This window comes from Burkholderia latens, assembly GCF_902499045.1.
Taxonomy (GTDB): Bacteria; Pseudomonadota; Gammaproteobacteria; order Burkholderiales; family Burkholderiaceae; genus Burkholderia; species Burkholderia latens.
Map to the genome: position 1 here is coordinate 84,828 of NZ_CABVPL010000023.1, position 12,680 is coordinate 97,507.

Sequence of the window (12,680 nt, forward strand, 5' to 3'; positions counted from 1 at the left end):
GCCGGTCGGCGCGGTCTCGTGCGCGCGGCGGGCGCCGCGACGCGCGGCACGCGCCGTGCCGGCGAACCGCACGCGGACGGCAATCCGCCCGCCGCGCATGGCGGAGCGAGGTTGCGCCGACTAAACTGGAAGGCATCGCAACGAACGGGAGAGCCGCCATGATTGACGTATTTCAGACCATCGGCAGCCGCGCGTTTTCCGCTCATCTGGCGAAGGACGGGATGGTCACGCTGATGGAACAGCGCCACGAGGTCGATCGCGTGACGCTCGCCACGGCCTACGCCGCGCTCGTCGAGGAATGCGAGCAGGAAGCCGATCTGCGCGACGCGACGGTCGAAGGGATGATGCGCGCGCTGATCCAGGGGTACGCGCGCAGCCATTGAGCGGGTGAACGCGCGGTGCGCCGGCCGTCGCGCAGCCGGCTCGTCGATGCGTGCGCCCGCGTCGGCCTGCGAAAACGGCCATACGCACGCGCACTTACCGCACCGCGGCATGGCGCCGCCTGCGGCTGTCCGGCCGGCCCGACGGTGCCGATTCCCGTCTCACGATAGAGGCAAGCGTCGGAAACGACGCAATGCGCAATTTTTTCGATTGCCGCCGCTCGCGCCGCATGACAGCATGCGGGCGTCGCCAATCGAAAGAACTCCGTGCCGTCCACCGCCGCTGCCGTTCGGCACGCCGGACCGGCACCGCCTTCCATGATCCCGGCCCATCTCCAACACTACGAACCGACCGGAGTATCCCGCTTGTGAACATCGGCATCGTCAACGACCTCCCGCTTGCCGTCGAGGCGATGCGCCGTGCGATCGCGCGCCGGCCCGAGCATCGCGTGCTGTGGGTCGCGGCCGACGGCGCGCAGGCCGTCGAACTGTGCGCCGCGCAACCGCCCGACGTCGTGCTGATGGATCTGATCATGCCGAAGTGCGACGGCATCGAGGCGACGCGGCGCATCATGCGCTCGGGCCGACCGTGTGCGATCCTGATCGTGACGAGCTGCATCGGCGCGAACGCGTGGCGCGTGTTCGAGGCGATGGGCGCCGGCGCGCTCGACGCGGTCGACACGCCCCGGCTCGGCGACGGCGAGGCCGGCGACACCGCGCGGCTGCTGCTCGCGAAGATCGACCAGATCGGACGGCTGCTCGACGCGCCCGGCGGCGTCCGCGCGGCCGGCACGGCCGGACGCGGAAGCGGCGGCCCGCTGATCGCGATCGGCGCGTCCGCGGGCGGCCCCGGCGCGCTCGCGTCGATCCTCGGCAGCCTGCCGGCCGGCTTCGGCGCGCCGATCGTGATCGTCCAGCACGTCGATCGCGCGTTCGCCGAAGGGATGGCGCAATGGCTCGACGGCCAGACACCGCTGACGGTGCGCGTCGCACGCGAAGGCGACCGCCCGCAGCCGGGCGTCGCGCTGCTCGCGGCGACGGACGATCATCTGCGCATTACCCGCGCCGGCACGCTCGGATATACGCGAGAGCCGGCCGCGACGCCGTACCGGCCGTCGGTCGACGTGTTCTTCAACAGCCTGACCGAGCACTGGCCGGGCCGCGTGATCGGCGTGCTGCTGACCGGCATGGGCCGCGACGGCGCGATCGGCCTGAAGGCGCTGCGGATGAAGGGCTATCACACGATCGCGCAGGACGAGGCGACGAGCGCCGTGTACGGGATGCCGAAGGCGGCCGCGACGCTCGGCGCGGCCCGCGCGATCCTGCCGCTCGAGCGCATCGCGGGCGAACTGGCGGCGCTCGCACGGATCTGACGCCCGATGAAACTCCGTCACACCCGTCGCGGCGACGACGCAACCGGGCGCCGATCATGACCAGCGACCTGACGCGAGCGCCCGGCGGCCTGCATCCGGCGTTCGATGCCGCGCACGTGCGGCCCACGCCGCACGCCGCCGCGCCCGCAATGGTGTTGCTGGTGGACGACCAGACGATCGTCGCGGAAGCCGTCCGGCGCGCGCTCGTCGACGAGGAAGGCATCGACTTCCACTACTGCGCGCGCTCCGACGATGCGCTCGCGACCGCGATCGAAACGCGGCCGACCGTGGTCCTGCAGGATCTCGTGATGCCCGGCACCGACGGGCTGAGCCTCGTGAAAGCGTACCGCGCGAACGCGGCGACGCGCGACGTGCCGATCATCGTGCTCTCGACGCAGGAAGAACCGGTGATCAAGAGCGCCGCGTTCGCGGCCGGCGCAAACGACTATCTGGTGAAGCTGCCGGATCGCATCGAACTGGTCGCGCGGATCCGCTATCACTCGCGCTCGTACATGAACCTGCTGCAGCGCGACGAGGCCTATCGCGCGCTGCGGCAATCGCAGCAGCAATTGCTCGAGGCGAATCTCGAGCTGCGGCGGCTCACGCATTCGGACGGCCTGACCGGGCTGTCGAACCGCCGCTATCTCGACGAATACCTGGCCGCCGAATGGCGCCGCGGCACGCGCGAGCGCAGCGAGCTGTCGCTGCTGATGATCGACGTCGACAACTTCAAGCTGTACAACGACACGTACGGGCACGTATCCGGCGACGCCGTGCTCAAGCAGGTCGCGGCGACCATCGAGCGCTGCCTCGGCCAATCCGGCGATCTGGCCGCGCGCTTCGGCGGCGAGGAATTCGCGGTCGTGATGCCGGCCACGTCGCCGGGCGCCGCGCGGCTGCTCGGCGAGAAGATCCGGCTCGCGGTCGAGGCGTTGCGGCTCGAGCACGCGCATTCGTCGACGGGCCGCTACGTGACGATCAGCATCGGCGGCGCGAGCGTCGTGCCGGCCGCCGGCGTGCCGACCACGTCGCTGATCGAGGCGGCCGATCGGGCGCTGTATCGCGCGAAGCACGACGGCAAGAATCGCGTCGAGATCGATGCGTCGGCGCCGCCCGCTGTCCCGCCGGAAGGCGGCGGTTTCGCGTGAACGCTACATGGTGACGAGCCGGCGCGCGTAGTCGGCCGGGTCGAGCGGCCGGCCGAACAGGTAGCCCTGCTGCATGTCGCAGCCGATCTGCTGCAGAAACCACGACTGCGCCTGCGTCTCGACGCCTTCGGCGGTCACTTTCATCCCGAGCGAGTGCGCCATCGCGACGACCGCCTGCGTGATCGCGACCGAGTCGCGGTGATCGGGCACGCCCGACACGAACGACCGGTCGACCTTCAGGTTGTGCAGCGGAAAACGCTTCAGGTACGCGAGCGACGAATAACCGGTGCCGAAGTCGTCGACCGAGATCCGCACGTTCATGTCCGTCAACGCTTCGAGCATCGGCATCACGGTATCCGTATCATTCATCAGCACGCCTTCGGTAATCTCCAGCTCGAGCGCGCCCGGATCGAGCTGCGTCTGCGCGAGGCAGTCGTACACCGATTCGACGAGCCCTTCGTGGAACTGCCGCGGCGACAGGTTCACCGCCACCATCAGGTCGGGCGCGATCGTGCGGCGCCATTCGGCCGCCTGCCGGCAGGCGGTTTCGAGCACCCACTGGCCGATCGCGACGATGAGCCCGGTATCCTCGGCGACTGGAATGAACTCCGCCGGCGACATCGGCCCGAGCTCCGGGCTCGTCCATCGCAGCAACGCTTCGGCGCCGACCGTGCGGCCGCTGCGCGCATCGACGACCGGCTGGTACGCGAGCCGCAGCGTATCCGACGAGATCGCGCGGCGCAGCGACTGCTCGATCGCGAAGCGGCGCTGCAGGCGCACGTTCAGCTGCGCGGTGAAGAACGTGAAGTGGTTGCGGCCGCGCTGCTTCGCGTCGTACATCGCGGAGTCGGCGTTGCGCATCAGCGTGACCGCGTCGTCGCCGTCGCGCGGCGCGACGCTGATCCCGATCGACACGCCGAGCCAGTACTCGTTGTTCGCGATCGCGAACGGCTTCGCGATCGTGTCGATCACCTCGCGCGCGAGCGCGGACAGCTCGTCGGGATCGTCGCAATGGTCGACGAGGATCACGAACTCGTCGCCGCCGACGCGCGTGAGCGCATGCCGGCCGCCGCCGCACGCGACGAGCCGCGCGGCGACGCTGCGCAGCAGCGCATCGCCCGCGTCGTGGCCGGCCGTGTCGTTGACCTTCTTGAACCCGACGAGATCGATGAACAGGATCGCGACGCGCGCGGTCCCGTCCGCCCGGTCGCGCGCGCCGAACAGTTCGCGCATCCGGTCGGACAGCCAACGGCGGTTGTAGAGGCCCGTCAGCGCATCGCGCGTCGCCAGGTAGCGCAATTGCTGCTGCGCGTCGCGCACCGGGCCGATGTCGTGGAACGACACGAGCACCGATTCGGGCTGCGTCTCGCCCGGCTTCACGATCGGCACCGCGTTGCCGCGCACCCAGATGATGTCGCCGTCCGCGAGCCCGAATCCGACCGTGTAGTCGAGCAGCGGCGTTGCCGTGGCGAGCGCGCGCCGGCTCGGCCATTCGTCGGGCGCGATCGGCGTGCCGTTCTCGTGCAGCTTGTACAGGATCACCGTCGACAGCCGCCGGCCGACGAGTTCGCCCTTCACGCGCATCATCCGGTTCGCGCTCGGATTGCTCGCGATCACGACGCCGTCGCGCGACACGACGAGAATCCCTTCGTTCAGGCTGTTGACGACGAGGCGGTGATGCTCCTCGCTGCGCACGAGCTGGCGCGCGATCGAATCCTGGTGGACCGCGAGACCGACGCTGTTGCCGATGTCGCGCAGCAGGTCCGTTTCGACGTCGGTCGGCCGGCGCCGCGTGCGGTGATACACCGCGAACGCGCCGAGCACGGTGCCGGCGTCGTCCAGAAACGGCACGGACCAGCACGCGCGCAATCCGAACGGCAGCGCGATCGACCGGAACTCGGCCCACAGCGGATCGGTTTCGATGTCCTCGACGGCGATCATCCGGCGCTCGTGCATCGCGGTGCCGCACGAGCCGGCCGCCGGCCCGATCGGCGCGCCTTCGATCGCGGCGCTGTACGCCGCGGGCAGCGACGGTGCGGCGCCGACGTGCACGTGGACGCCATCCGCGTCGAGCAGCAGGACCGTGCACGATGCGCCGTCGCCAAGCAATCCCTCGGCGCGCCGGCACACTTCGACGAGCAGCTCCGGCAGCGGTGTGTTGCGCGTGATGAGTCTCAGCACGCTTTGCTCGGATGCGAGCACTTCCGCTGCCAGCCCGAGGCTGTAGCGAGAACTTTGCGGTTCGGTATTCAAGCTGAATCCTGCCGTCGGTTCGATCGGGTCTGGTGCGCCCGATTCGTTAGCGGTCCTTCGTGCCGTTCATCGCCCCGGGTTTACGCGACCCCGGTGCGTCCCCTTTCGTGCGCGCCCCGATGCGCACCACAGTTCATTTAATACCAATCCGTGCGTGCCGTATATCCGTGTGCATCAGGGCTTACGCGCGGTCGGGGGTCGCATCCGCTGACGATTCGTCTGACGGTTGTGTGGCGCCGCGGCCTTCAGTCCCTGCGGATATGTTCGGCGAGGAAATCGATCAGCAGACGCACGCGCGGCAGCAGCCCGCGCCGCGACGGGAACACCGCGTGCACCACGCCGCCCTTCGGCGCCCATCCGGGCAGCACGTCGATCAGCGTGCCGTCGCGCAGCGCGTCGTCGACGACCATGCACGGTAGCTGCACGATGCCGACGCCGTGCATCGCCGCGTCGCGCAGCGCGTGCATGTCGTCGGTGACGTAGCGCGGATGATGACGCAGCTGCGCGTGTTCGCCGTTCGGCCCGACCAGTTGCCACACGTGATGCCGCGCCGGCCCCCAGTCCAGGCTCGGCTCGCCGGCGAGCTCGGCCGGATCGGTCGGCACCGCGCGCCCGCGCTGCCACTGCGGCGCGGCCACCAGCCGCTGCGGGCTGTCGCCGAGGATCCGCATCACGAGGCCGCTGTCCTCCAGCGGCGGGAAGCGCACGCGCAGCGCGAGATCGAAGCCCTCGCTCAACAGGTCGACACGGCGGTTCGTCGCCTCGAGATGCACGTGCACCTCCGGATGGATCGCCATGAAGCGCGCGACGAGTTCGCTCACGCGATATTCGAGCAGCGCGGTCGGACAGCTCACGCGGACGATCCCGCGCGGCTCCGCATGCCGGCGCTCGATCACCTCGCGCGCCGCGTCGGCTTCGACCAGCACCGCGAGACAGCGCTCGTAGAATTCGCGGCCGGTTTCGGTGACCGTGAAATGACGCGTGGTCCGTTGCAGCAGCCGCACGTCGTATTGCGCCTCCAGCGCCGCGATGCGGCGGCTCAGCGTCGATTTGGGGATATCCAGCGCGCGCCCCGCCTGCGTGAATCCGCCATGCTCGACCACTTTGACGAAATAGTAGAGGTCGTTCAGGTCATCCATGATTGTTCCACCCATAGAACACTGAAGGCATTCTAAGGGACTGGAATCGCGGTTGTTGCGCGAATAGCATCCTTGTTCCCTGCGGATCGATTACGGCGGCGCGGCCGGAGACTTTCCCGAAGTAGCCGTCGCGCGCCGAATCGATTGACTAAGCTTGGAGCATTCGCCCGCGACGCACGCGCCGACGGAGGCGTGCGACAGCGCAGGCGACCCGCTGCGACGACGATCCCGACGCCGCGGCCGCGGCACCCTGGACCCTCGGGATTTTTCTCACTTCCTGCTTTGTCTCTGGAGGCAACCATGGCAAGCGAACCGATTCGCGATCCCGCGAACGACCACCTGCTCACCCCGCAGAACGCCGCATTCATCGTCATCGATTACCAGCCGGTCCAGGTGAACTCGATCGCGTCGATGGATCGCCAGCTGCTGATCAACAACATCGTCGGCGCATCGAAGGCCGCTGTCGCGTACAAGCTGCCGATCGTCCACTCCACCGTCAACGTGAAGACCGGCCTGAACAAGCCGCCGATCCCGCAGCTGCGCGCGGCGCTCGAAGGCTATCCGACCTACGACCGCACCAGCATCAATTCGTGGGAAGACGTCGAGTTCCGCAAGGCGGTCGAAGCCACCGGCCGCAAGAAGCTGATCATGACCGCGCTGTGGACCGAGGCGTGCCTGACCTTCCCGGCACTCGATGCGCTGAAGGCCGGCTACGAAGTGTATGTGGTCGTCGACGCGGTCGGCGGCACGTCGGTCGCCGCGCACGAAGCGGCGCTGCGCCGCATCGAGCAGGCCGGCGGGCAGATGATCAGCGTCGCGCAGTTGTTCTGCGAGCTGCAGCGCGACTGGGCGCGCAGCGAAACCGTGCCGGCATTCATGAACCTGTTCATCGAAACCGGCGGCACCGCGGGCATCCAGTTCTCGTACGACAAGAGTTGAGGCCGGCCGCCGCGCGCGTGCGGCGGTGTGGGCGCGCGTCCGGCGCGCGTCGGAGCCGCTCGAGCGCATAGCGTCGCCGACGTGGATCGCCCCGCCCGGACCGGGCGGGGCGATTCCGTTTCGGCATTGCGTCCTCCGCCCTCCGCTCGCCGCGACGGCGCGTTCAGCCGCGTTTTCGTATCCGTGATTCAATGTCGTTCGAGCCGGCGTCGAGCGTTCCCGCAACGCAGCGCCGGGTGTGTCCACCGACGACCTTCACGGAATCCCATGACGAACCCTGCCGATATCAAGGCGCTCGTTTTCGACGTGTTCGGAACGATCGTCGACTGGAGAAGCGGCGTCGCGCGCGACGCCGCCGCGTTCCTCGCGCGCCATGCGCCCGATGTCGATCCGCTCGAATTCGCCGATACGTGGCGCCGCGAATATTCGCCGTCGATGGAGGAAATCCGCAGCGGCCGCAGGCGCTACGTGCGGCTCGACGTGCTGCATCGCGAGAACCTCGTGCGAACGCTCGACCGCTACGGGATCGACGGCGTGCCGGACGACGAAATAGACGCGCTCAACCTCGCGTGGCACCGGCTCGACCCGTGGCCCGATTCCGTCGCCGCACTGCAGCGGCTGAAGCGGCGCTACGTGATCGCGCCGCTGTCGAACGGCAATATCCGGCTGATGGTCGACGTCGCGAAACGCGGCGGCCTGCCATGGGACGCGATTCTCGGCGCCGAAGTCTCGCACGCGTACAAGCCGTCGCCGAAGGTCTATACCGACGCGGTCGAGATTCTCGGTGTCGCGCCGGCCGAGCTGTGCCTGGTCGCCGCGCACAACGGCGACCTCGCCGCCGCGCGGCAACTCGGGCTCGCGACCGCGTTCGTGCTGCGGCCGTCCGAGCACGGACCGAACCAGACTACCGACCTGAAAGCCGATGATGCGTGGGACTTCGACGTGAAGAATCTGCACGAACTGGCGGACCGGCTCGGTTGCGCGGACTAGGTATCGACGGCGCCCAACGACGCGCGACCGATCGCGATGCACGATGAACGGGACGATCGAGTACGCGCGCCGCACGCGGCTGGAAGATGCCGCAACCGTCTCCGATTGCGATGCGCACGCGCGATGCCGTCGGCGCGACGCGCCGTAGTCCGCAGGTTCCTGCGCGGCGGCGGGCTGCCGATCGACCGCCGCCCTCCGCGTCACCCGCCGATCCGCTATTCCGGCTCCCCGACGAACCGCAGCCGCTGCGACTCTCCCATCAGCAACGCGCGATTCGCATCGGCCGCCGCGCGCAGGTAATCCCATAGCGCCGTCACGCGCCGCAGCTTGCGCAGATCCTCGCGGCACGTCAGCCAGAAGCAGCGCGTGACCACCACGTCATCCGGCAGCACCGGCACCAGCGCCGGCTGCGTGGCCGCCATGAAGCACGGCAGGATCGCGAGCGCGCCGCCCTGCAGCGCCGCGAACACCTGCGCGATCACGCTCGTCGTGCGCAAGCCGGCCGTCGCGCCGGGCACCGCGCGCTCCAGGTACAGCAACTCGCTGCTGAACGCGAGATCGTCGACGTAGCTGATGAACGCATGCCGTGCAAGATCGTCGGTGCTCGCGATCGGAGGATGATGCGCGAGATAGTCGCGCGTCGCATAGAGCCTCAGCTGGTAGTCGCACAGCTTCGTGGCCACGTAGGGCCCGCGCTCCGGCCGCTCCAGCGTGATCGCGAGGTCGGCCTCGCGCTTCGGCAGGTTCACGAAATGCGGAACCGGCAGCAGGTCGACCGTCACGTGCGGATGCGCGACGCGAAACCGCGCAAGCTGCGGCGCGAGAAAGAAACAGCCGAACCCTTCGGTCGACCCGATCCGCACGTGGCCCGACAGCGCCTCGCCGGTGTTCGCGACCTGGTCGCACGCGGACTGCACGGTCGTCTCCATCGCATCCGCATACGCGACGAGCCGCTGGCCTTCGGCCGTCAGCGTGAAGCCGCCGGAGCGCGACTTGTCGAACAGCAGCGTGCCCATCGCGGCCTCGAGCGCGCGGATGCGCCGCGCGACGGTCGTGTAGTCGACGCCGAGGCGCTTCGCCGCGCCGCTCGCGCGCTGCGTGCGCGCGACTTCGAGGAAAAAGCGCAGGTCGTCCCAGTTCAGGTTGCCGGAAACCGGCTCGGTGGCGTGTCGCATCGCAGGGGAAAAGGCAGGTGTCTCCGGGCCGGCCGTCGATATGCATAAACGCACATCCAACCGGTTTTCTTGTCGGTACATCGTGGATCCGCGCATAACTATACTCGACCGTGACCTGCGGACCATGAGCCGCGGGCAACAAAAACCGGAGACACCATGCAGACCCGATCCACCCTCGATGAGCATGCGACCATCGCGACACCCGTGCCCGAGCGCACCGCGAAGCACTACCTGCTGGCCGGCTGGGCCAGCATGGCCGGCACCACGATCGAGTGGTACGACTTCTTCCTCTACGGCACCGCAGCCGCGCTCGTCTTCAACCGCATCTTCTTCCCGTCGCTGGACCCCGTCGTCGGCACGCTCGCCGCGTTCGGCACGTTCGCGGTCGGCTTCATCGGCCGGCCGATGGGCGGCATCGTGTTCGGCCACTTCGGCGACCGCATCGGCCGCAAGGCGATGCTGATGATCACGCTGCTGCTGATGGGCGTGCCGAGCATGATCATAGGGTTGATCCCGTCATACGACAGCATCGGCTACTGGGCCGCCGCGCTGTTGATCGCGATGCGCTTCCTGCAGGGAATGGCGGTGGGCGGCGAATGGGGCGGCGCGGTGCTGATGGCCGTCGAGCACGCGCCGAAGGGCCGCAAGGGGCTGTTCGGCAGCCTGCCACAGACGGGCGTCGGGCTCGGGCTGATCCTGTCGTCGCTCGCGATGGCCGCGGTCGCCGCACTGCCGGACGCCGACATGCTGTCGTGGGGCTGGCGCGTGCCGTTCCTCGCGAGCATCGCGCTCGTCGGCCTCGGCTGGTTCATCCGCGCGAAGGTGCCCGAGTCGCCGGACTTCGAGAAGATGCAGCGCCAGGGCAAGGCGGAAAAGTCGCCGGTGACGGCCGCGCTGCGGCGCCATCCGCGCGAGGTGCTGACGATCGTCGGCGCGCGCGCCGCCGAGAACACGTGGTTCTACATGGTCGTCACGTTCGCGCTCGCATATGCGACGCAGCAGCTGCATCTGCCGAAGGCCGAGATGCTGCACGCGATCACGGCCGGCGCGGTGCTGTCGCTCGTCACGATGCCGCTGTGCGGACATCTGAGCGACCGCATCGGCCAGCGCAGGATGTTCGCGATCGGCCTCGTGCTGATGTGCGCATTCGCCGCGCCGTTCTTCATGATGCTCGGCACGCAGCAGACGTCGACCGCATGGTGGGCGATCGTGCTCGGCCTCGGCGTCGTGTTTCCGATCCTGTATGCGCCGGAGGCGCTGCTGTTCGCGCAGCAGTTTCCGGCGGAAATCCGCTACAGCGGCATCTCGCTGTCGGTGCAGCTCGCCGGCGTGATCGGCGGCGGCTTCGCGCCGATGATCGCGACGTCGCTGCTCAAGGCCGGCGGCGGCCAGCCGCATTACGTGATCGCGTATCTCGTCGGCTTCGGCGTGTTCGCGCTTGCTTGTACCGCGCTGATGCGGCCGGCGCGGACGTAGGCACACCGGCCCGCGTCACCCGATTTCCGTTCGATCTGCCGTCCGCCGTGCAAGCACGCGCGGCGGACGCAGGCCGCCCGTTTTCTTCGCACCACCACCGTTTCCCCGGAGAGTTCCATGAACGCCGCAGTTCCCCAGACCACCCTCGCCCTGCCCACCGCCAAGCTGCTGATCGACGGCGCGTTCGTCGATTCGCAAAGCGCCGAATGGGGCGACGTCGTCAACCCCGCGACGCAGGAAATCATCGGCCGCGTGCCGTATGCGACGCTCGACGAGGTCGATGCCGCGATCGCGTCCGCGCAGCGCGCGTTCCAGACGTGGAAAACGACGCCGATCGGTGCGCGCATGCGCATCATGCTGAAGTTCCAGGATCTCGTGCGCCGCAATCTCGAACGGATCGCGCACACGCTGACGGCCGAGCAAGGCAAGACGCTGCCCGACGCGCAGGGCGACATCTTCCGCGGCCTCGAAGTGGTCGAGCATGCGTGCTCGATCGGCACGCTGCAGCAAGGCGAATTCGCGGAGAACGTCGCGGGCGGCGTCGATACCTACACGCTGCGCCAGCCGATCGGCGTGTGCGCGGGCATCACGCCGTTCAATTTCCCCGGCATGATCCCGCTGTGGATGTTCCCGATGGCGATCGTGTGCGGCAACACGTTCGTGCTGAAACCGTCCGAACAGGATCCGCTGTCGACGATGCAGCTCGTCGAGCTCGCGATCGAGGCCGGGGTGCCGAAGGGCGTGCTGAACGTCGTGCACGGCGGCAAGACGGTGGTCGACCGCCTGTGCACGCATCCGGACGTCAAGGCGATTTCGTTCGTCGGCTCGACGCGCGTCGGCACGCACGTGTACAACCTCGGCAGCCAGCACGGCAAGCGCGTGCAATCGATGATGGGCGCGAAGAATCACGCGGTCGTGCTGCCCGACGCGCATCGCGAGCAGACGATCAACGCGCTTGTCGGCGCGGGCTTCGGCGCGGCCGGCCAGCGCTGCATGGCGACGTCGGTCGTCGTGCTGGTCGGCAGCGCGCGCGACTGGCTGCCCGATCTCGTCGAGAAGGCGAAGGCGCTGAAGGTCAATGCGGGCGCAGAGGCCGGCACCGACGTCGGGCCGGTCGTGTCGAAGGCGGCGAAGGCGCGCATCGTGTCGCTGATCGACGCCGGCGTGAACGAAGGCGCGACGCTGCTGCTCGACGGCCGCGACGTGACGGTGCCCGGCTACGAACACGGCAACTTCGTCGGCCCGACGATCTTCTCCGGCGTGACGACCGACATGTCGATCTACCGGGAAGAAATCTTCGGGCCGGTGGTGGTCGTGATGGAAGCCGACACGCTCGACGACGCGATCGCGCTCGTCAACGCGAACCCGATGGGCAACGGCGTCGGGCTCTTCACGCAGAGCGGCGCGGCCGCGCGCAAGTTCCAGAGCGAGATCGACGTCGGGCAGGTCGGCATCAACATCCCGATTCCGGTGCCGGTCCCGTACTTCAGCTTCACCGGCTCGCGCGGCTCGAAGCTCGGCGATCTCGGCCCGTACGGCAAGCAGGTCGTGCAGTTCTACACGCAGACGAAGACCGTCACCGCGCGCTGGTTCGACGACGACGCGACGGCCGGCGGCGTGAACACGACGATCGCGCTGCGCTGACCCGACGGAGCCTACCCATGGAAATCGCTTTCATCGGACTCGGCAACATGGGCGGCCCGATGGCCGCCAACCTGCTCGAGGCCGGCCACGCGTTGACGGTGTTCGACCTCGACGCGAACGCGGTCGCCGCCGCGGTGCGCGCGGGCGCGGCGGCCGCCGCGTC

11 protein-coding genes are annotated in these 12,680 nt (G+C 68.7%); 8 read left to right on the top strand and 3 right to left on the bottom strand.

Annotated elements, in window-relative coordinates:
• The first annotated feature begins 158 nt into the window (after window positions 1-158).
• From BSE24067_RS17385 to BSE24067_RS17395, 3 genes are all read left to right on the top strand, one after another.
• Window positions 159-383, top strand: coding sequence for a hypothetical protein (locus BSE24067_RS17385; RefSeq protein WP_151068677.1), 225 nt, complete (start codon window positions 159-161; stop codon window positions 381-383).
• Window positions 384-748: 365 nt separating this feature from the next.
• The gene (gene cheB, locus BSE24067_RS17390; RefSeq protein ID WP_174904805.1) at window positions 749-1,753 is read left to right on the top strand and encodes a chemotaxis response regulator protein-glutamate methylesterase; all 1,005 of its coding nucleotides are present in this window, start codon (window positions 749-751) and stop codon (window positions 1,751-1,753) included.
• A 56-nt stretch (window positions 1,754-1,809) separates the two neighbouring features.
• The gene (locus BSE24067_RS17395) at window positions 1,810-2,901 is read left to right on the top strand and encodes a diguanylate cyclase domain-containing protein (RefSeq protein ID WP_151068400.1); all 1,092 of its coding nucleotides are present in this window, start codon (window positions 1,810-1,812) and stop codon (window positions 2,899-2,901) included.
• 3 nt (window positions 2,902-2,904) lie between these two features.
• Here BSE24067_RS17395 and BSE24067_RS17400 read toward each other — a convergent pair whose 3' ends face one another.
• Both BSE24067_RS17400 and BSE24067_RS17405 read right to left on the bottom strand, forming a co-directional pair.
• Window positions 2,905-5,154 (bottom strand): putative bifunctional diguanylate cyclase/phosphodiesterase, encoded by a 2,250-nt coding sequence (locus BSE24067_RS17400; RefSeq protein ID WP_151068399.1) that lies wholly within the window; start codon window positions 5,152-5,154, stop codon window positions 2,905-2,907.
• A gap of 245 nt (window positions 5,155-5,399) precedes the next feature.
• The gene (locus BSE24067_RS17405; protein WP_151068398.1) at window positions 5,400-6,293 is read right to left on the bottom strand and encodes a LysR substrate-binding domain-containing protein; all 894 of its coding nucleotides are present in this window, start codon (window positions 6,291-6,293) and stop codon (window positions 5,400-5,402) included.
• A 300-nt stretch (window positions 6,294-6,593) separates the two neighbouring features.
• Between BSE24067_RS17405 and BSE24067_RS17410 the strand changes: the two genes are divergently transcribed.
• Together BSE24067_RS17410 and BSE24067_RS17415 are read left to right on the top strand one after the other, a co-directional pair.
• On the top strand, window positions 6,594-7,232 hold the full coding sequence (locus BSE24067_RS17410; RefSeq protein WP_151068397.1) for a hydrolase: 639 nt from the start codon (window positions 6,594-6,596) through the stop codon (window positions 7,230-7,232).
• 267 nt (window positions 7,233-7,499) lie between these two features.
• Window positions 7,500-8,222 carry a haloacid dehalogenase type II gene (locus BSE24067_RS17415; RefSeq protein ID WP_151068396.1) on the top strand — a complete coding sequence of 241 codons (723 nt, stop codon included), beginning with the start codon at window positions 7,500-7,502 and terminating at the stop codon, window positions 8,220-8,222.
• Window positions 8,223-8,437: 215 nt separating this feature from the next.
• Here the strand turns inward: BSE24067_RS17415 and BSE24067_RS17420 are convergent, their stop codons facing one another.
• Window positions 8,438-9,397 carry a LysR family transcriptional regulator gene (locus BSE24067_RS17420; protein ID WP_151068395.1) on the bottom strand — a complete coding sequence of 320 codons (960 nt, stop codon included), beginning with the start codon at window positions 9,395-9,397 and terminating at the stop codon, window positions 8,438-8,440.
• Window positions 9,398-9,553: 156 nt separating this feature from the next.
• Here BSE24067_RS17420 and BSE24067_RS17425 point away from each other — a divergent pair, with 156 nt between their 5' ends.
• The 3 genes from BSE24067_RS17425 to BSE24067_RS17435 all read left to right on the top strand — a co-directional run.
• The gene (locus BSE24067_RS17425; protein ID WP_151068394.1) at window positions 9,554-10,873 is read left to right on the top strand and encodes an MFS transporter; all 1,320 of its coding nucleotides are present in this window, start codon (window positions 9,554-9,556) and stop codon (window positions 10,871-10,873) included.
• A gap of 117 nt (window positions 10,874-10,990) precedes the next feature.
• Window positions 10,991-12,517 carry a CoA-acylating methylmalonate-semialdehyde dehydrogenase gene (locus tag BSE24067_RS17430; RefSeq protein ID WP_151068393.1) on the top strand — a complete coding sequence of 509 codons (1,527 nt, stop codon included), beginning with the start codon at window positions 10,991-10,993 and terminating at the stop codon, window positions 12,515-12,517.
• A 17-nt stretch (window positions 12,518-12,534) separates the two neighbouring features.
• A partial coding sequence (locus tag BSE24067_RS17435) for an NAD(P)-binding domain-containing protein (protein ID WP_174904806.1) occupies window positions 12,535-12,680 on the top strand: 146 nt, incomplete at its 3' end.